At 64.3% G+C, this 18,567-nt stretch carries 15 protein-coding genes and 1 pseudogene; 8 read left to right on the forward strand and 8 right to left on the reverse strand.

Annotated features, from left to right (window positions below):
* The first annotated feature begins 2 nt into the window (after nt 1-2).
* Nucleotides 3-1,253 carry a flavin-dependent oxidoreductase gene (locus XH87_RS03855; RefSeq protein WP_271586224.1) on the forward strand — a complete coding sequence of 417 codons (1,251 nt, stop codon included), beginning with the start codon at nt 3-5 and terminating at the stop codon, nt 1,251-1,253.
* A 9-nt stretch (nt 1,254-1,262) separates the two neighbouring features.
* Here XH87_RS03855 and XH87_RS03860 read toward each other — a convergent pair whose 3' ends face one another.
* Both XH87_RS03860 and XH87_RS03865 read right to left on the reverse strand, forming a co-directional pair.
* Nucleotides 1,263-1,718: a cupin domain-containing protein gene (locus XH87_RS03860; RefSeq protein ID WP_035704990.1), complete on the reverse strand. Its 456-nt coding sequence runs from the start codon at nt 1,716-1,718 to the stop codon at nt 1,263-1,265.
* 153 nt (nt 1,719-1,871) lie between these two features.
* On the reverse strand, nt 1,872-3,047 hold the full coding sequence (locus XH87_RS03865) for an ABC transporter substrate-binding protein (RefSeq protein WP_271586225.1): 1,176 nt from the start codon (nt 3,045-3,047) through the stop codon (nt 1,872-1,874).
* 250 nt (nt 3,048-3,297) lie between these two features.
* Here XH87_RS03865 and XH87_RS03870 point away from each other — a divergent pair, with 250 nt between their 5' ends.
* From XH87_RS03870 to XH87_RS03880, 3 genes are all read left to right on the forward strand, one after another.
* Nucleotides 3,298-3,816, forward strand: a complete 519-nt coding sequence (locus XH87_RS03870) for a MarR family winged helix-turn-helix transcriptional regulator (protein ID WP_035704988.1) — start codon at nt 3,298-3,300, stop codon at nt 3,814-3,816.
* A 148-nt stretch (nt 3,817-3,964) separates the two neighbouring features.
* Complete coding sequence (locus XH87_RS03875; protein WP_271586226.1) at nt 3,965-5,656, forward strand: benzoate-CoA ligase family protein; 1,692 nt, start codon at nt 3,965-3,967, stop codon at nt 5,654-5,656.
* 21 nt (nt 5,657-5,677) lie between these two features.
* The gene (locus XH87_RS03880; RefSeq protein WP_035704971.1) at nt 5,678-6,136 is read left to right on the forward strand and encodes a RidA family protein; all 459 of its coding nucleotides are present in this window, start codon (nt 5,678-5,680) and stop codon (nt 6,134-6,136) included.
* 40 nt (nt 6,137-6,176) lie between these two features.
* On the opposite strand, the gene XH87_RS03885 is transcribed toward XH87_RS03880, so the two are convergent.
* Nucleotides 6,177-6,905: a CBS domain-containing protein gene (locus tag XH87_RS03885; RefSeq protein WP_158668463.1), complete on the reverse strand. Its 729-nt coding sequence runs from the start codon at nt 6,903-6,905 to the stop codon at nt 6,177-6,179.
* A gap of 209 nt (nt 6,906-7,114) precedes the next feature.
* On the opposite strand from XH87_RS03885, the gene XH87_RS03890 reads away from it, so the two are divergent.
* The gene (locus tag XH87_RS03890; RefSeq protein WP_271586227.1) at nt 7,115-8,968 is read left to right on the forward strand and encodes a PHA/PHB synthase family protein; all 1,854 of its coding nucleotides are present in this window, start codon (nt 7,115-7,117) and stop codon (nt 8,966-8,968) included.
* 126 nt (nt 8,969-9,094) lie between these two features.
* Here the strand turns inward: XH87_RS03890 and XH87_RS03895 are convergent, their stop codons facing one another.
* Genes XH87_RS03895 through XH87_RS03905 form a run of 3 tightly spaced genes read right to left on the reverse strand, consistent with a single transcriptional unit; the run spans nt 9,095 to nt 12,626 of the window.
* Nucleotides 9,095-10,069 carry a CHAD domain-containing protein gene (locus XH87_RS03895; protein ID WP_271586228.1) on the reverse strand — a complete coding sequence of 325 codons (975 nt, stop codon included), beginning with the start codon at nt 10,067-10,069 and terminating at the stop codon, nt 9,095-9,097.
* An 11-nt stretch (nt 10,070-10,080) separates the two neighbouring features.
* Nucleotides 10,081-11,619 (reverse strand): bifunctional aminoglycoside phosphotransferase/ATP-binding protein, encoded by a 1,539-nt coding sequence (locus XH87_RS03900; RefSeq protein ID WP_271586229.1) that lies wholly within the window; start codon nt 11,617-11,619, stop codon nt 10,081-10,083.
* 23 nt (nt 11,620-11,642) lie between these two features.
* Entirely contained in the window at nt 11,643-12,626 is a 984-nt protein-coding gene (locus XH87_RS03905) for a zinc-dependent alcohol dehydrogenase family protein (RefSeq protein ID WP_271586230.1), read from the reverse strand.
* Nucleotides 12,627-12,799: 173 nt separating this feature from the next.
* On the opposite strand from XH87_RS03905, the gene XH87_RS03910 reads away from it, so the two are divergent.
* Together XH87_RS03910 and XH87_RS03915 are read left to right on the forward strand one after the other, a co-directional pair.
* Nucleotides 12,800-13,639 (forward strand): universal stress protein, encoded by an 840-nt coding sequence (locus XH87_RS03910; RefSeq protein ID WP_271586231.1) that lies wholly within the window; start codon nt 12,800-12,802, stop codon nt 13,637-13,639.
* 68 nt (nt 13,640-13,707) lie between these two features.
* Nucleotides 13,708-16,401 (forward strand): bifunctional acetate--CoA ligase family protein/GNAT family N-acetyltransferase, encoded by a 2,694-nt coding sequence (locus tag XH87_RS03915; RefSeq protein WP_271586232.1) that lies wholly within the window; start codon nt 13,708-13,710, stop codon nt 16,399-16,401.
* Nucleotides 16,402-16,494: 93 nt separating this feature from the next.
* Here the strand turns inward: XH87_RS03915 and XH87_RS03920 are convergent.
* Both XH87_RS03920 and XH87_RS03925 read right to left on the reverse strand, forming a co-directional pair.
* Nucleotides 16,495-16,978, reverse strand: a pseudogene (locus tag XH87_RS03920) (phage holin family protein).
* A complete protein-coding gene (locus XH87_RS03925) occupies nt 16,979-17,254 on the reverse strand; it encodes a hypothetical protein (RefSeq protein ID WP_035704954.1) in 276 nt (91 codons plus the stop codon).
* 175 nt (nt 17,255-17,429) lie between these two features.
* Here XH87_RS03925 and XH87_RS03930 point away from each other — a divergent pair, with 175 nt between their 5' ends.
* Nucleotides 17,430-18,566 (forward strand): ABC transporter permease, encoded by a 1,137-nt coding sequence (locus tag XH87_RS03930; protein ID WP_271586233.1) that lies wholly within the window; start codon nt 17,430-17,432, stop codon nt 18,564-18,566.
* The last annotated feature ends 1 nt before the right edge of the window (nt 18,567 follow it).

Below are 18,567 nucleotides of genomic sequence, written 5' to 3' on the forward strand. Positions count from 1 at the left end.
CGATGAAGGCGATTATCGTCGGTGGCGGTATCGGTGGTCTCACGACGGCATTGATGTTCCGCTCGCGCGGTCTGGATTGCGAGATTTACGAACAGGCCGACACCGTTCGTGAGCTTGGCGTCGGCATCAACACCCTGCCGCACGCCATGCGCGAGCTTGCAGGGCTCGGCCTGCTCCAGAATCTCGACGAGGTCGCGATCCGTACCGACCAGCTCTATTACCTCAACCGCCACGGCCAGGAGGTCTGGCGCGAAGCCCGCGGCATCGACGCCGGCCACGACGTGCCGCAATTCTCGATCCATCGTGGCCGTCTTCAGGGCGTCATCCATCGTGCGGTCGAGGAGCGGCTCGGGCAGGAAGCAATTCACACCGGCTGCAGGCTTGGTGCGTTCACGCAGGACGAGGGCGGCGTTACCGCTTACTTCTTCGATCGTGCCGGCGCGCATGTCCACACCGCGCGCGGCGACATCCTGATCGGCGCCGACGGCATCCATTCGCGCGTCCGAGAGACGCTGTTTCCGGACGAGGGGCCGCCATGCTGGAACGGCCTGATGCTGTGGCGTGGTGCGCGCGACTGGCCGTTGTTCCTCACCGGCAAATCGATGATCGTGGCCGGCGGACTCAATGCCAAGGTGGTGATCTATCCGATCGCGGAGGGATCAAGCCCGGCGAGCCGCCTCACCAATTGGGCCGTGCTGGTGAAGGTCGGCGAGGGTAACGCTCCGCCGCCGCGGAAGGAGGACTGGTCGCGGCCGGGCCGGCGCGAAGAGCTGATGCCGCATGTCGCACGTTTCTCGGTGCCCTATATCGACGTGAAGAGCCTGATCTCGGCGACGCCCGAATTCTACGAATATCCGACCTGCGACCGCGATCCGTTGCCGTATTGGTCGTCCGGGCGCGTCACGCTGCTCGGTGATGCCGCACATCCCATGTATCCGGTGGGATCGAACGGCGCCTCGCAGGCGATCCTCGACGCGCGCTGCCTTGCGGATGCGCTGGTGCGTGCCGAGCATCCGCGCCAGGCGCTGCTCGAATACGAGAGGAAGCGCCTGCCGATGACGGCGGACATTGTCCGCTCCAACCGGCGCGGCGGCCCCGAGGGCGTCATCGACGCCGTCGAGCAGCTCGCGCCCGACGGCTTCGACAATGTCGACAACGTCCTGAGCTATTCCCAGCGCGAGGCAATCGTGCGCGGCTACGCCACCAAGGCCGGCTTCGCCGCAGTGCCAGGCCTTGCCGCGGTGCGCGCTTAAGATACGCTGCTAGCCGCCGGGAGGCGGCGGCAGGAAGTGGATGTTGAACTCGGCGGCCATCGCCACCACGTCCTCGGGTTTCTGCTCCTTCATGTTGTGAAGGCCCCAGAACAGGTCGAACAGCTTGCGGCTCGGCGAGACCCAGAACAGCACCTTCGCGGTCTGATCCGACTTGTTGAAGATGCCGTGGGGCACGCCCATGCCGAGCCGGATCAGGTCGCCGGCGGTTGCCTGCGCCTCCGAGTTGCCGAGCATGAAATCGAGCTTGCCCTCCAGCATGTAGAGATACTCATCCTGGTCGGGATGAATGTGCGGCGGCACGAACGTGCCCGGCGGCAGTGTCGCATGCCAGGAGAAGCTGTGTTCGGCGTAGCTCTTCGGCACATAGGTCTGGCCGAGGATGTTCCAGGAGATGCCCTGGATGCCTTCATTGGCCCGGGTGATGCCGGTGATTTCGCTCTTCATTGCAATCCTCCGCGATACGCGCCCTTTAAAGCATGATCCGGAAAAGTGCGCAGCCGTTTTCCCTCGCGACAAACGCGGAACGCGTTTGCGCGGAGATCATGCTTAAACAACAACCTGAAGCGCGATGACGATTCATCCTAATCGCATCGCGCTTCAGTTCGCCGCCTTGCAGTCCTTGGCATACCGGTCGCCGTAGTTCTCGAACACCTTCTGCACGATCTCGGTCTGGAACTTGCCGTCCGGACGCTTGGCGACCTTGGTCAGGTAAAAATCCTGGATCGGATAACCGTTGGTGTTGAACTTGAAGGCACCACGAAGCGAGGTGAAATCCGCCTTCTTCAGCTCAGCTCGTACAGCATCCTTGTTCGAGAGGTCGCCCTTCACGGCCTTGACGGCACTGTCGATCAACATCGCGGCGTCGTACGCCTGGAAAGCATAGGTGCCGGGCACGATGTTGTAGGCGGCTTCATAGGCTGCGACGAACTTCTTGTTCTGGGGATTGTCGAGATTGGGCGCCCAGTTCGCGCCGCCGAACATGCCGACGGCCGCATCCTGCTGCGCCGGCAGGGTCGACTCATCGACCGTGAAGGCCGAGAGCACCGGAATGGTGTCGGCGAGGCCTGCTTGCCGGTACTGCTTGACGAGATTGACGCCGAGGCCGCCGGGCATGAACGTGAACAGCGCATCGGGCTTCTGCGAGGAAATCTTGGACAACTCGGGCTGGAAGTCCAGCGTGTTCAGCGGCATGTAGGATTCCTCGACGATCTCGCCCTTGTAGTCGAGCTTGAAACCCGCCGCCGAATCCTTGCCGGCCTGATAGTTCGGCACCATCAGGTACATGCGCTTGTAGCCTCGATCCTGCGCGACCTTGCCGAGGATCTCGTGCACCTGATCGTTCTGATACGACGTCACAAAGAAGAACGGATTGCAGTCCTTGCCGGCGAATGTCGACGGGCCGGCATTGGGGCTGATCAGGAACACTTTTGATTCCGTGACGGGCCGATGGATCGCCTGGAGAATGTTGGAGAAGATTGGCCCGACCACGAAGTCGACCTTCTCGCGCTCCAGAAGACCCTTGACCTTGGTCACCGCCGCGTCCGGCTTGAGCTCGTCGTCGACCACGACGACCTCGACATCGCGGCCGCCCATCTTGCTGCCGAGATCCTTGACCGCAAGTGCAAAGCCGTCGCGAACCTGTTGGCCGAGCGCGGCCGCGGGCCCCGACAGGGTCACGATCACGCCCAGCTTGATCTTCTCCTGGGCGAGGGCAGGGGTCATCGCGGTGCCAAGCAGCACGGTGGCTGCGGCCAAGGTCATTTGCATCTTCATGATCTGTCCCTCGTGACTATCGGCGAGCGCTGCAAGCCGCGTACTCCAATCCAAGCTTATGCCGATGACGGCTGCCGCGGCAAGCAAGCTCGAGGCGTCGCCATCCAAGCGGGTAGCGCGCATGCAAGCGGCGCGCCAATTATTTGAAGCCTAAAGAAATTCACGTGCGGTCGATTGTTGCAGCTTTGGACTTGCGGCCGGCTCCGATTTATTTGAAGCTCAAAACGTTGGGGAATCCGTGCGGGCGCCAATGCCGGCCGTGAGTGACTGCATCAACATGCTCGATTCCGAGACCAAGGCCGTCGAAACGCCGGAGGACCACGCCGAAGAGCTTCGGTTGTGGCTGCGGCTCCTGACCTGCACGACGTTGATCGAGGGCGAGGTGCGCGGCCGGCTGCGGCAGCGGTTCGACGTCACGCTGCCGCGCTTCGATCTGATGGCGCAGCTCGACAAGGCGCCCGATGGCATGACGCTGTCCGACGTCTCCAAGCGCATGATGGTGTCGAACGGCAATGTGACCGGCCTCGTGGAGCGGCTGGTGGACTCCGGTCATCTCGACCGGCGAACGTCGGAGACGGACCGCCGCGTCCAGGTGATCCGCCTCACGAAGCTCGGGCGGGCCGAGTTTCGCAGGATGGCTGCGGAGCACGAAACCTGGATCGCCGATCTCTTCGCCGATCTGACGCCGAAGGACGTGCGCGAATTGATGCGGTTGCTGGCCAAGACCAAGGCGTCGGCGCAGAAGTCGGCCGCGCGCCGCCGGCCATAAGCAGGTCGGCCGAGCAGGCCGCAAAACCCCTTTGCCGCAGGAAAAAGCACGGCATGCCCAAAATCCGCTATTGCGCCAAATTGTTTTAAGCCTAAAATGTTTTCCAGATCGTGCTGCCGGGTGCAATCCATGCTGAAAGGAGCGTGCGATGGCCAACGCCGCCAAGGTTCAAGTGACGGGCTCGCATGACGGCAACGCCGCGACGGCCCATATCGATACGTTCGCGCGGCAGCATCTGCCGCCGCGCGAGCTCTGGCCCGAATTCGTTTTCACGCGGCCGGAGCTGCACTACGCCCCGCGGCTGAACTGCGTCAGCTATTTCCTCGATCGGTGGGTCGAGCAGGGTCATGGCGAGGCACCCTGTGTCATCAGCCCTGCCATCAGCTACACCTATCGCGAGTTGCAGGCGCTCGTGAACCGCATCGCCAACGTGCTGGTCGGCAAGCTTGGTCTCGTCCCCGGCGGCCGCGTGCTGCTGCGCTCTGCCAACAATCCCATGATGGTTGCGACCTATCTCGCAGTGATCAAGGCTGGCGGCATCGTCGTGGCGACGATGCCGCTGCTTCGCGCCAAGGAGCTGTCCTATCCGATCCAGAAAGCGGCGATCACGCTGGCACTGTGCGATGGAAAACTCTCCGAGGAGATGGAGAAGGCGAGGGCCGCAGCGCCCGGTCTCGAGCGCGTCGTCTATTGGGGCAATGGCGCCGCCGATTCGCTCGAGGCGCTGATCGCAGATGCCAGTCCTGAATTCAGGGCTGTCGATACCGCGTCCGACGACATCTGCCTGATCGCTTTCACCTCGGGCACGACAGGCGATCCCAAGGGCACCATGCATTTCCACCGCGACATGCTCGCGGTCTGTGACGGTTACGCGCGCAACATCCTGCGGGCCGAGCAGAACGATCGCTTCATCGGCTCGGCGCCGCTCGCGTTCACGTTCGGCTTCGGCGGAGTGCTGTTTCCGATGCATATCGGCGCCTCCTTCGTCGTGCTGGAGAAGACGACGCCTGACGACCTGCTGTTGGCGATCGAGCAATACAAGACCACGGTCTGCTTCACGGCGCCGACCGCGTACCGCGCCATGCTCGGCAAGCTTTCGGGCCGCGACATCTCCTCGCTTCGCAAATGCGTCTCGGCCGGCGAGACGCTGCCCAAGCCGACATTCGATGCCTGGCTCAAGGCGACCGGAATCAAGCTGATGGACGGCATCGGTTCGACCGAACTGCTCCACATCTTCATCAGTGCGACCGAGGACGACATCCGCCCCGGCGCCACCGGCAAGCCCGTGCCGGGCTATGAGGCCAAGATCGTCGATGATGAGGGCCGCGACGTGCCGCCCGGAACGATAGGCCGTCTCGCCGTGCGCGGGCCGACCGGCTGCCGCTACCTGGCCGACGAGCGGCAGCGCAAATACGTCCAGAACGGCTGGAACATCACCGGTGACACCTATCTGATGGATAGCGACGGTTATTTCTGGTACCAGTCGCGCTCCGACGACATGATCGTGTCGGCCGGTTACAACATCGCGGGCACGGATGTCGAGGCGGCGCTCCTCACGCATCCGGCGGTCGCCGAGTGCGGCGTGGTCGGCGCGCCGGACGAGGCGCGCGGGATGATCGTGAAGGCCTATGTCATCGCCGCGCCCGGCGTGACGCCTGACGCTCAGCTCGTGGCCGAGTTGCAGGAGCATGTCAAACGCGAGATCGCGCCGTACAAATATCCGCGCGCGATCGAGTTCGTGGCGCAATTGCCCAAGACGGAGACCGGCAAGCTGAAGCGCTTTGCCCTGCGGCAGCTGGCGCAGGCCGCGGCGACGTCCTCAGGCGTCGCTGCGGAATGAGAGAAGGATAGAGAATTGTCTGTGACGACGCCGAAAGGCCCGCAACTCGCGGTGCTGCCGACAGCAGCCGAGGACGGAACGCGCATCGAGGCGCAGATCCTGCAGCCGTCAGGCTGGCCGGTGCCGAAGGGCTATGCCAACGGCATGGCTGCCGAAGGGCGCATCGTCGTCACCGGCGGGGTGATCGGCTGGGACGCAGCAGAGCGTCTCGCCGACGGCTTCGTCGCGCAAGTGCGCCAGACCTTGGACAACATCGCCGCGATCCTGGCCGAGGCCGGTGCCCGGCCCGAGCACCTCGTGCGTCTGACCTGGTACGTCGTCGACATGGACGAGTACCTGGCCAATCTGAAGGAGCTGGGCAGGGTCTATCGCGAGATCTTCGGAGCGCACTATCCCGCGATGGCGCTGGTTCAGGTGGTCCGGCTCGTCGAGCAGGCGGCGCGCGTCGAGATCGAGGCCACCGCCGTCATTCCTCGTTGAACTCTGCCGCGATCGGCTCGCCTCGATCAGCTTGCCTTGGTCAGCTCGCCTTGGCGAGTTCATCGTCCTCGGGCGAGTTCAGATAGACGCCGGACATGGTGTCGACCCAGCACAGATGGTCGTGCACCTTCTTGACGCCCTCGACATTCTCCGCGGCGACGATCGCGGCCTGCCGTGCGCGCTCTTCGGTGATGACGCCGCTGAGATGAACGATGCCGTCGCGGACGATGACGTTCAGCCCGAACGGGCACCAGTCGTTCTTCTCCATGGTGTCGATGATGCGGCTGCGAATGTGGTCGTCGTCCGCGGTCGGATCCGGCACTTCGCGGGCGAGCCCCGCCACCGCCTGCAGCAGATTGGCGCGGGATACGATGCCGACGACCTTGTCGCCGCGCACCACCGGCAGCCGCTTCACGTTATTGCGCTCCATGAGATCGACGATCTCCGCGAGCGCGGTATCCTCCGTGATGGTCACGGGCGAGTCGGTCATCACTTCCGCGACCTTGCGGCCGTGCTCGTGAACGAAGTCGCTGGCGGATTTGCCCGGACCAAGGATGAACCGCAGCCAGCGCCCGCGCTTGCGCCCGGTGCCGATCTCGCTGCGGCGGATGAAGTCTCCTTCGGACACGACACCGACCAGCTTGCCGGTCTCATCGACCACCGTGAGCCCGCTGACATGCCGCTTCAGCATGATGTTTGCCGCTTCGACGATGCTGGTGTCTGGGGTTACCGAGATGACCGACCGGGTCATGATCTGGTGGGCGCGCATGGACAACTCCGCTGGCTTGTTGAAACTTCGATGCGCGAAAACTAGCTCGGGTATCAAGGTGCGGCTTGACACAGGTCAAGCGAGCGAACACGGCCGATCCTGATTGAGCAATTATGATCCGGACCCGGATTTGATGCAGCTCAAGACGGATCTGGAGCCTCGCCATATCCTGTTGCCATTGAGAACCGAAGCCCGCAGGAATATGAGCCATGAGCGTCGTGCAGATATTTCCACGGGCCGAAGAGCCGGCGGTGCAGGTTCTTCCCGCTCATCCCGTCGCTGGTCCCGAAACCTCGCCGGTGAGCCCCGAGAGGCTCGACCGCGTGCCGGTCGCCGCCGGTCCTCTGCCTGGATCGGAGCCATATCCTCTTGACCGCGCTTTTCACGCGATGCTGGCGCGGTTCACGGGCGGAATATCGCCGCTTGCCCTGTCGCTCGCCTGGCTCGATTGGGGTTCGCATCTCGCCGCGGCGCCGCAGCGCCGGATGGAGATCTCCCGCAACGTCCTTCGCGACACCGGCCGGCTCATGGAAGCCGTCGCGCACGCGATGTCGCCGGGGCAAAAGCCGTGGGCTGTGATCGCGCCGCAGCACCGGGATCGCCGTTTCGGCGGGTCGCAATGGGAGACCCCGCCGTTCAATCTGCTGGCGCAGGCATTTCTGCTCGCGGAGCGCTGGTGGCGCGATGCTGCAACGGGCGTGCGCGGCGTGTCACACGCAAATGAAGCCATCGTCGAGTTCTCGATGCGCCAGATGCTCGACATGCTGGCGCCGTCGAATTTCGCGGCGACCAACCCGAAGGTGCTGGAGAAGGCGTTCCAGAGCGGCGGGGAGAATTTCGTCTTCGGCTGGCAGAACTGGTGCGGCGACCTGACGCGCCTGCTCTCCAACTCGAAGTTGGCGGACGACGGGCAGTTTGTGGTCGGCAAGACGGTGGCGGTCTCGCCTGGCAAGGTCGTTTACCGCAACGAGCTGATCGAGCTCATTCAATACTATCCAACCACAGCGCAGGTGCGACCCGAGCCGATCCTGATCGTGCCGGCCTGGATCATGAAGTACTATATTCTCGATCTGTCGCCGCATAACTCGCTGGTCAAATATCTGACCGGCCAAGGCTTCACCGTGTTCGCGATCTCCTGGCGCAATCCGGATGCCAGGGATCGGGATCTTGCCTTCGACGACTATCGCAAGCTGGGTGTCATGGCCGCGCTCGACATGATCGGCCTGGTCATGCCGGGTCGGAAGACCCATGCGCTCGGCTATTGCTTGGGAGGCACTCTGCTGTCGATCGTCGCCGCCGCGATGGAGCGCGACGGTGATAGCCGCCTCGGCAGCGTCACTCTCCTTGCTGCCCAGACCGACTTCACCGAGGCCGGAGAGCTGACGCTCTTCATCAACGAGAGCCAGGTGGCCTTTCTCGAAGACATGATGTGGCAGCGCGGCTATCTCGACACGACGCAGATGGCCGGCGCCTTCCAGCTGCTGCGCTCCAACGAACTGATCTGGTCGCGGCTGTCACACGACTACCTGATGGGCGAGAGCGCGCCGCCGAGCGACCTGATGGCCTGGAACGCCGACGCCACGCGGCTGCCTTATCGCATGCATTCGGAGTATCTGCGCAAGCTGTTCCTCGACAACGATCTGGCGGGAGGGCGCTATCTCGTCGGAGGCAGGAGCATTTCGCTCTCCGATATTCACGCGCCGATGTTCGTGGTCGGCACGCTCGCCGATCATGTGGCGCCATGGCGATCCGTCTACAAGATCCACTATCAGGTCGATGCCGACGTGACGTTCCTGTTGACCAGTGGCGGTCACAATGCCGGTGTGGTGGCGCCTCCAGAGGAGCCCGGCCACAGCTATCAGGTGCTGACCAAGGCTGCTGATGCACCCTATGTTGGTGCGGATGAATGGCTGAAGCTGGCTCCGCGAGCTGAAGGGTCGTGGTGGCCAGAATGGACCAAATGGCTTGCGGCGCGCTCCGGCGCGCCCTGCGATCCGCCGCAGATCGGGCTTGGAAACGCATCCGGCCTGCCCGACGCGCCGGGAGCCTACGTCCACACCTGAAGCGCGATGCGATTAGGATAAATCGTCATCGCGCTTTAGGTTGTTGTTTAGGCATGATCTCCGCGCAAACGCGCGTTCCGCGTTTGTCGCGAGGGAAAACCGCTGCGCACTTTTCCGGATCATGCTTTAAACCTCCGGCTCGGAGTTCGGCGTAAGGTCCGAGGAGCGGAAGGGTTTGGCCTTGTCCAGTTTCCGATAGGCCGCCGCCGCCGTTCGCAACAGCTTCTTTTTCCGCTTGCGGTTGAGGAAGCGATTGCCGGCCTCGATCCCGGCGCCGTTCAACGACGCTGCCAGCGCTTGTCCTCGTGCATCGTCGTTCAATTGTCCGAGCGAGCGTTGCGCCTTGCGCAATTGCTTGAGGATGGACTTCTGTTTCGTCAGCGTTTCTTCGGCGAACAGATCCTGGAGCGACTCGATCGAATAGGTCATCCGCTTGTTGAGAAGGCGCACCTTGTGTCGTTTCTCGGCGTCGAGCTTGCGGAGCTTTCGTGCCTTCTTGAGCAGCGTCGTCTCCCACTCGGTCAACCGCTCCATCGCGTGGTCGGCGAGCGTGCGGCGGCGCAACCTGATGGCTTCCTTGCTGCGCCGGGTCGACCAGGGGCCGCTATCGATCCACGTCGAGGTCTGCTCGACCAGGCGGCGGTAACGCGCAGATTGCAGCGCGCGCGACAGCAGCCGGTGGCTCTCGGCCCGTTTCTCGTCCCAGTGTTGAAGCTCGGCGATCACGGCGAGCTCGTCGCCGCTCTCGGCCACGACCCGCTCGATTGCCACGTCGAGATCCCGCACCATGCCGAGCTGACCGTTCAGCCATTTCAGTTCGGCCCAGACATTCGGCCGCAGGGCATCGTCGACCATCGGCGAGAAGAAGCGGATGGCAGTTCGCAGATGCGTCAGTGCGACGCGGATCTGGTGCAGCGCATCTGGATCGCCGCGGCAAGTGCCGTCGTGCTGAGCGAGCACGGCGTCGAGGTGACGGCGGGCGATGATCCGGAAGGCGGTGTCGCAGGCCATGCCGGGGCTGAGGCGGGCGGGCAGCGCACTGCGCCGTGCCGCCGGCTTGGCGTGCGTGGTCGCCGTCGAGCTTGTGCTGGGTCGCGACATCCTGGCCCGAGTCAATCAGATTGCCTTACTTGCCCCCCAGCAATTGCGTCCCGGCAGTTCTGGAGGGTTTGCTCTGGTGTTCCGGATGCATCGATGGTCGCCCAGCCGATGTGGCCGATATTATAGTGCTCCTGTAGCGCGGCAACCTCTTGTGTGGCGTCCGATGCGTCCCCCCGGCGGCTTCCGATCCGCAGTTGCCGGGTCGCGAGGTCTGCGACCAGGAACAGGCCGTTCAACGGCACATTGCACTCGCGTGCCAGCGCGGCGATCGCGTCGCGTTCGTCCTCGCGGGCGAATACGCCGTCGATGATCGCCGAATGGCCTTGCGCCAGCACCCGCCGGGCGTGCTGAGCCAGCGTGCCGTAGACCCGGGTCGCGACCTCCAGCGTGTAGGCGGATGGCGGCAGGCGGTGCGTGTCCTCGACCCCGAACATCTGCTTGCGGACGAGGTCGCTGCGCAGCACCACGGCTCCCGGCTGCGGAGGGACGACCGGCGCGAGCGCGTGCGCCAAGACCGTCTTGCCGGTGCCTGACAGTCCGCCGACCGCAATCAGACGCGGAGCAGGAGGATGGATCAGCATCCTGGCAAGGTCAAAATAGCGCTGCGCCTGGTCAAGAATGCCGGGACGATCGCAATGCGGCCGCTTTAGCCGTGCCAGGGCCACCTGGGCGCGGATCGTCGCCCGGATCGACATGAACAGCGGCAGCGCCGAGAGCGCGTCGAGATTGTCGGCCGGCGTCACGGCGAGATATCGGTTCAGCACCACGTTGGCCGCGCCGGGTTGATCGTGCTGCAACAGGTCCATCAGCGTGAATGCGAGATCGTAGAGCACGTCGACCGTCGCCATTTGCGCATCGAACTCGATGGCGTCGAACAGCACGGGCCGATCATCGATCAGAACGATATTTGCGAGATGCAGATCGCCATGGCAGCGGCGCACGAAGCCCTGGCGGGCGCGCTCCGCGAGCAGCGGACGGATTCGCAGAAATGCCTCGTGCGAGGCCTTGCCGAGCCTTTCGATGTCTCCCGCGTTGAAATGTCCGCCGGCCCGCAGACCGTCACAGTTGCCGTCGATCAGGGCCGGGATGGACGAGACCCATGCTTTTCCGTCGGCGCGAGTCGCGGCCGCGTGCGACGCCACGATTGCGTCGGCGGCAGCCGAGGCGAGCTTCGTGTCCAGCGGACCGGCCTTGGCGAGATGATCCAGCGTCCTGCTTTCGTCGAAGCGCGACATGTCGACCGCATACTCGATCGGCCGGCCGGCGCCGTCGACCTTCAGAGATCCATCCGGCTCTTCGGTGATCGCCACGACGCGGTGATAGATCTGCGGCGCCAGCGGCCGGTTGATCCTGATCTCCTCCTCGCAGGCCGCCTTGCGCTTCTCGAGCGTCGAGTAGTCGAGGAACGGAAACCGGACGGCGCGCTTGATCTTCAGCGCGCGCTTTCCGTCCAGGAACACCGAGGCTCCGTGCGTGTCGATCCGCGTCACCCCGGGATGGTCGGTCAGCGTCCGGAAGATCCGCTCCTGGGCCGCCGTTTCATCTTTCATCGAAGCGGGCATCCGAAGCACCATCAGGGCGTCAGCACGGCCGCGCCGAGAATCTGGCCATCCCGCAGCATGTTCAGAACCTCGTTGGCCTGGTCGAGCGGAAACGCCGTCGTCTCGGTGCGCACGCCGGCTTGCAGAGCGACCTTTAGAAAATCGAGGCCATCCTGCCGCGTGAGATTGGCGACCGAGACCAACTGCCGTTCCTGCCAGAGCAGGTCATATGGAAAGCTTGGAATGTCGCTCATGTGGATGCCGGCGCATACGACGCGACCGCCTTTGCGGACGGCGCGCAACGCGGCCGGGACAAGCTCGCCTGATGGTGCGTAGATGATGGCGGCGTCGAGCGGCTCGTCGGGCGCTTGGTCCGATGATCCCGCCCAGACCGCGCCGAGACGACGCGCGAGGTCTTGTGCTGCGGCATCGCCGCGTCGCGTGAAGGCATAGACGGATCGTCCCTGCCAAACCGCGACTTGCGCGATGATGTGGCCGGCTGCGCCAAAGCCAAAGAGGCCGAGCCTGTCGGCAGGGCCGGCCAGGACCAGCGAGCGCCAGCCGATCAGCCCTGCGCACAGCAGAGGCGCAATCTCCACGTCGCTGCCGGCCTCACCGAGTGGAAAGGCGTAACGTGCGTCGGCGATGGTGTGAGTTGCGTAGCCGCCGTCGCGCGTGTAGCCGGTGAACAGCGGTGCGTCGCACAGGTTTTCCATGCCCTCCCGGCAGAATCGACACTTTCCGCAGGTGAAGCCGAGCCAGGGAATGCCGACCCGGTCGCCAGGGGCATGTGTTGCCACGTTCGGGCCCACGAGATCGACCCGGCCGACGATCTCGTGGCCAGGCACGATCGGATAGCGAATATCGGGCAGCTCGGCATCGACCAGATGAAGATCGGTCCGGCATACGCCGCAGGCGCTGATCTTCACCCGGAGCTGACCCTCGCCCGGCTTCGGATCGGGCCGCTCCTCCATCTGGAGCCGCGCTCGCGCGGCCGGCAACACCATCGCACGCATGAGTCTCTCCGGGGCGATCCGCTCCGATGAACTATTCATAGAATGACAGTGCGGCCAGTCCTTGACGTCGGTCAACGCCTGTTCCCGGGCGACCGGACCGAGGTGCCCTGGCTTGATGAGGATCAAGCGTCTCGACGGGAGCCGACCTATTGTGACGAGTGAGGAGAACTTCGATGCCCATCAAGGACGTCTTTCTGCCCCTGGTCGGCCGGCCGCACGGACCGGCCCTGGTCGCGATCGAGAAATGCGTGGCTGTTGCCGCCGATCTCGGCGCCAGGATCACCGCGCTCGCGCTCGAGGAAGAGGTTTTCGAGCGGCCGAAGATGATGCTGCCTTACGATCGCGATTCCGCGGACGCAAGCGGTTCATCCGAGGCAGGCGACATGCAACAGCTCCTGAACGCCTTCACCAATGCAGCTTCCCGCGCCGGCGTTCGCGCCCAGAGCCGATCGGGTAAAGTGCCTGCGGATCAGATCGGGGCGATCCTCGCCGAGCATGCCCGCTTCAGCGACCTCACGCTGGTTCCCGTGAAGCCGCACGACAGCCGAACAGAGGGCATTGTCGAAGCTTTCCTGTTCGGATCCGGCCGGCCGCTTCTGCTCTGTCCCGAACATCTCGCGGACGAACTTCGGCCTGAATTCGAGAACGTCATGATTGCCTGGGATCATTCTGCCCGCGCCGCGCGTGCGGTCGGCGATGCGTTGCCCATTCTTCGGGCTGCCAGCTCGGTCCGCGTGGTGACTGCGGCGGAGGATAAGACTGACGCGGTCATACAATCCGGAACGGCTCTCGTCGGTCATTTGAGGGAACACGGGGTCTATGCCTCGTTCGAAACGACGAAGGGTGGCGGCAGCTCCATCGGCAAGGTACTGGGAAACTGGGCGAATTCCCATGGCATCGATGCGATCGTGATGGGCGCCTATCATCATTCGCGCCTGAACGAGATCGTCTGGGGCGGCGTGACAAAGACCGTCATTGGCCAGCCACCGTGCTGGGTTATGATCTCGCACTAGGCTCCTTCTGCTTCCGGGCCTGATCGTCAACCAATCGGAACCGCTGCTGACCCGGCGCATTTGCTTTCATGTCAATCTATCGTCTCAACAACCTGCTGTCGCCACGCTCGGTCGCGCTCGTCGGGGCGAGCGCCCGTCCGGCGTCCGTCGGACGCGCCGTCCTCGAGAACATTCGCAAGGCCGGATTCAAGGGGCAGTTTGGCCTCGTCAATCCACGCCATGCCGAGATCGGCGGCGTCGCGGCGGTGAAGAGCCTGGACAGGCTGGACTTCGTGCCCGAACTCGTGGTCATCACCGCCCCCGCGGGCGAGATTCCGGGCATCGTCGACCAGGCCGGGCGTCGCGGCTCTGCCGGCGCGCTGATCGTCTCGGCCGGGCTCGGCCAGGGGCCGGGATCGCTGCACGAGGCGACAAGCAGTGCTGCTCGAAAAAACGGCATGCGGTTGATCGGGCCGAACTGCCTCGGCATCATGATGCCCGGCGTCAGCCTGAATGCCAGCTTCGCCGCGCACATGCCGGGGGCGGGTAACCTCGCGCTGATCTCGCAATCGGGCGCAATTGCCGCCGGCATGGTCGATTGGGCCGCGCAGCGCGGCGTCGGCTTCTCCGGCATCGTCTCGATCGGCGATCAGATCGACGTCGATATTGCCGATCTGCTCGACCATTTCGCCATGGATCACAAGACCCGCGCGATCCTGCTCTACATCGAAGCCATCAAGGACGCGCGCAAGTTCATGTCGGCGGCGCGCGCCGCCGCGCGCGTGAAGCCCGTCGTCGTGGTGAAGTCCGGCCGCATGGCGCAGGGCGCGAAGGCGGCTGCCACGCACACCGGTGCGCTCGCCGGCGCCGACGCTGTCTACGACGCGGCGTTCCGCCGCGCGGGTGTCCTGCGGGTCTCCGATCTGCGTGAGCTGTTCGATTGTGCCGAGACACTCGGCCGCGTGGAATCGCCGACGGGAAAGCGTCTCGCCATCCTGACCAACGGTGGCGGCATCGGCGTCCTTGCCATCGATCGATTGGTCGAACTCGGAGGAATTCCGGCGACCATCTCGGCTGAGGCGCGCAAGAAGCTCGATGCAGCGCTGCCGCCGACCTGGTCCGGAGCAAATCCCGTTGACATCGTGGGCGATGCCGACGCCTCGCGCTACGCGGTGGCGCTGGAGGAACTGCTGGCCGATCGCGACAACGACGCTGTCCTGGTCCTCAATGTGCAAACGGCGATCGCCTCGGCCGCCGAGATCGCCACGACCGTGACGGAGCTCGTCAGAAAATATCGCGAACAGCACCGCAGCTGGGCGAAGCCCGTATTGGCGGCCTGGGTTGGGGCCGATCAGAACATCATTCAGACACTCTCCGGCGCCGGTGTGCCGAACTATCCGACCGAGGACGACGCCGTGCGCGGCTTCATGCATCTGGTCCGGCACCGCGAAGTGGTGGAGGAGCTGAGCCAGGTTCCTCCCGCAATGCCCGACACCTTCGTTCCGGACGCCCAGGGAGCGAGACAGATCGTCACCGCCGCGATCGCGGACGGCCGCGAATGGCTCGAGCCTGTCGAGATCAAGCACCTGCTCGAAGCCTACGACATCGCGATGGTGCCGACCTATGCGGCGACCGATGTCGAGCAGGCGGTGGCCTATGCGAAGGACATCTTCGCACAAGGCGACACCGTCGTGCTGAAGATCATGTCGCGGGACATCGTCCACAAATCCGATGTCGGCGGCGTCGTTCTCAACCTGACCACGCCTGAAGCAGTCCGAGGGGCTGCCATGGGCATTATGGGGCGTGCGAAGAAGCTGCGCCCGGAGGCGCGCATCGGCGGCGTCATCGTCCAGGCGATGGTCGTCAAGGCGAAAGCGCGCGAGCTGATCCTGGGCCTCGCCGACGATCCGACCTTCGGCACGGTGGTCGTTTTCGGCCGGGGCGGGACGGCTGTGGAGATCATCAACGACAAGGCGCTCGCGCTGCCGCCGCTCGATCTGCAGCTGGCCCGCGACCTGATCGAGCGCACGCGCGTGTCGCGGCTGCTCCGCGCTTACCGGGACGTGCCGGCGGTGAAGCCGGACGCCGTCGCCATGGTGCTGGTGAAGCTGGCACAGATCGCGGCCGACATTCCCGAGATCCGCGAATTCGACATCAACCCGCTGCTGGCGGACGAAACCGGCGTGACCGCGGTCGATGCCCGCGTTGCGGTCGGGCCGCCGCAGCGGAAGTTCGCCGGCTCCGGCCCGGCCAATTTCGCCGTTCGCGCCTATCCGTCGCAATGGGAGCGCCGCCTCAAGCTCAAGGACGACTGGCACATCTTCGTGCGGCCCATGCGCCCCGAGGACGAGCCGACCATCCACGAATTCCTGCGTCACGTCACGCCGCACGACCTTCGCCTGCGGTTCTTTGCGCCGATGAAGGAGTTCACCCATGAGTTCATCGCACGCCTGACCCAGCTCGACTATGCGCGCGCGATGGCCTTCATGGCATTCGACGAGGCCACCGGCGAAATGGTCGGCGTCGTCCGGATCCATTCGGACTCGATCTACGAGAGCGGCGAATACGCGATCCTGCTGCGGTCCGATCTCAAGGGCAGGGGGCTCGGCTGGGCCCTCATGCAGCTGATCATCGACTACGCGCGCTCGGAAGGACTGAAGGCCATATCGGGCGACGTGCTCCAGGAGAACACCGTGATGCTCGACATGTGCCGGCAGCTCGGCTTCGAGGTCAAGGCGGATCCGACGGAGCCTGATCTTTGCGACGTCAAGTTGAAGCTCTGAGCGGGCTGGAATGATCCGGACATGCGTCAAGCGGTTTCCGGAAGAGCGTGCTCAAACAATGGCCTCGAGCGCGAGGACCAATCGCGCCGCTCTTCAAGAGCGCGAATCAGCCGATGTTGCATCGGCGGGCGTCTTGGCCGTCGTTCGCAAGTTCTTGACGATGATCGCAATCAGCGGCACCAGCACCGGCACGATCGTGCTGAGCGGATGATGTACCGCGCCTGACACCTGAGCCTGGAGCGCACGCGCCTCGATCTGAAGGGCTTCGATGGATGCGTCATGAATTTCGTTGGCAAGCTCGATATCCCGGCCTGACGGAGCGCGGCCGGCGATCACGAAGAGAACGGCCGCAATGGCGAAATTGACGGCGCCGAGGATGGCGGCCGCGGCAATCGCGCTCCAGATCTGCACCAGCGCGAAATAGGCCGACAACTCCAGCATCAGGAGCCCGAACGCCGCGATCAGCGCCGCGAAGGCGCGCAGCCCGAGGCCGATCAGCAGATGGCGCAGCCTGATGTCCGCGATGATCCTGTCGGTGCGCCACGCGCAGGTGTTTGACGACATTCTCGGTATTCACCTAGTGTCTCCTCAGCATGAAGCCGACAACCACGCCCAGCGCGAAGGCGGATGCGAGCGATGTGATCGGACGCTCCGCAACGAGGCCCTGGAGCTGCTCCTGCTCTTGTTCGACGGTCTCGCCGAGCTCGGTGAGTGCGGCTCTGATCTGATCGGCGAGCGCCTCGGCGCGATCTTTCGAGCTCTCGAACATCTCCTCGCCGGCGGTGCTCAGCAGGCGTGTGACGTCAACCTTCAGCGCCCGCAGTTCCTCGCCCATCCTGTCACTGTCGAACATGGATCTGGTATCCTCGTTGAATCGAAAAAAATCTAGGACCCGCCCGTGCGACCGCGCTTGATTTGCGTCAAGAGACGGGGCGTGTTCGGGTCTTGAGACAGGTCAAACCGGCCGCCACATGCTGGCCTAGAAATGCCGGCTGAATGGGGACCGATTGTCCCGACGAGGTGGAAGCGTGAACCACGAACCGCTGCTGCTCGCGACGCCGTCCGGCGACGAGCTGAAATTGTGCCCTGAAGGGCCCTGGACTGCCGCCAATGTGGTGACGCTCGAAACTTTATCCCGGTCGGTCGGAGCCGACGTCGATCGGTCGCGCGCTGTAACCCTGGACATGTCGGGCGTCAGCGCGCTCGATACGCTCGGCGCCTGGGTCCTGGAAAAGCTGTCGCGCAGGGCCGCATTGTCGGGCAGATCGGCCGAATTCGTCGGCGTCGCCGACCATTTCAGCGGGCTGATGGACGAGGTGCGCCAGGTCAACCGCCACACGCCGGCCCCGGCGGCTGCGCCCAATCCGGTGCTGGCGAGGCTGGGCGATCTCGGCAAGTCCACGGTCGGGGCGCGGGAAGACATCACGATCTTCCTCCAGATGCTCGGCGCATTGTTCATGGCCGTGGCCGGCGTGCTGCGCCGGCCGCGTTCGCTGCGGCTGACGTCGCTGGTGTATCAGCTCTACCGCATCGGGTGGCAGGCGATCCCCATCGTCGCGCTGATCACCTTCCTGATCGGCGCGATCATCGCGCAGCAGGGCTTTTTCCACTTCCGCAGATTTGGCGCGGAGTCGTACACCGTCGACATGGTCGGCATCCTGGTGCTGCGTGAGCTTGGCGTGCTGATCGTCGCCATCATGGTCGCTGGCCGGTCGGGGAGCGCCTACACCGCCGAGCTCGGCTCGATGAAGATGCGCGAGGAGATCGACGCGCTTTCGACCATGGGGCTCGATCCCGTCGACGTCCTGATCCTGCCGCGCGTCGCGGCGCTGGTCATTGCCTTGCCGATCCTCACCTTCATCGGATCGATTGCCGCGCTCTATGGCGGCGGCCTCGTTGCCCAGTTCTATGGCGACATGGGACCGGCGATCTACATCGCGCGGCTGCATGAGGCCATTTCGGTCACCCATTTCGAGGTGGGCATCCTGAAGGCGCCGTTCATGGCGCTGGTGATCGGGATCGTGGCCTGTAGCGAGGGATTGCGCGTCAAGGGAAGCGCTGAGTCGCTGGGGCGGCAGACCACGACGTCGGTCGTGAAGTCGATCTTCCTGGTGATCGTGCTCGACGGCCTGTTCGCTGTCTTCTTTGCCTCGATCGGGATGTGAC

The organism is Bradyrhizobium sp. CCBAU 53415, from assembly GCF_028128735.1.
Taxonomy (GTDB): domain Bacteria; phylum Pseudomonadota; class Alphaproteobacteria; order Rhizobiales; family Xanthobacteraceae; genus Bradyrhizobium.

Coding starts and splice junctions, on each gene's coding strand:
- XH87_RS03855 (WP_271586224.1), top strand. CDS start 3: ATGAAGGCGATTATCGTCGGTGGCGGTATCGGTGGTCTCACGACGGCA.
- XH87_RS03860 (WP_035704990.1), bottom strand. CDS start 1,718: ATGAAGAGCGAAATCACCGGCATCACCCGGGCCAATGAAGGCATCCAG.
- XH87_RS03865 (WP_271586225.1), bottom strand. CDS start 3,047: ATGAAGATGCAAATGACCTTGGCCGCAGCCACCGTGCTGCTTGGCACC.
- XH87_RS03870 (WP_035704988.1), top strand. CDS start 3,298: ATGCCGGCCGTGAGTGACTGCATCAACATGCTCGATTCCGAGACCAAG.
- XH87_RS03875 (WP_271586226.1), top strand. CDS start 3,965: ATGGCCAACGCCGCCAAGGTTCAAGTGACGGGCTCGCATGACGGCAAC.
- XH87_RS03885 (WP_158668463.1), bottom strand. CDS start 6,905: ATGCGCGCCCACCAGATCATGACCCGGTCGGTCATCTCGGTAACCCCA.
- XH87_RS03890 (WP_271586227.1), top strand. CDS start 7,115: ATGAGCGTCGTGCAGATATTTCCACGGGCCGAAGAGCCGGCGGTGCAG.
- XH87_RS03895 (WP_271586228.1), bottom strand. CDS start 10,069: ATGTCGCGACCCAGCACAAGCTCGACGGCGACCACGCACGCCAAGCCG.
- XH87_RS03900 (WP_271586229.1), bottom strand. CDS start 11,619: ATGAAAGATGAAACGGCGGCCCAGGAGCGGATCTTCCGGACGCTGACC.
- XH87_RS03905 (WP_271586230.1), bottom strand. CDS start 12,626: ATGCGTGCGATGGTGTTGCCGGCCGCGCGAGCGCGGCTCCAGATGGAG.
- XH87_RS03910 (WP_271586231.1), top strand. CDS start 12,800: ATGCCCATCAAGGACGTCTTTCTGCCCCTGGTCGGCCGGCCGCACGGA.
- XH87_RS03915 (WP_271586232.1), top strand. CDS start 13,708: ATGTCAATCTATCGTCTCAACAACCTGCTGTCGCCACGCTCGGTCGCG.
- XH87_RS03925 (WP_035704954.1), bottom strand. CDS start 17,254: ATGTTCGACAGTGACAGGATGGGCGAGGAACTGCGGGCGCTGAAGGTT.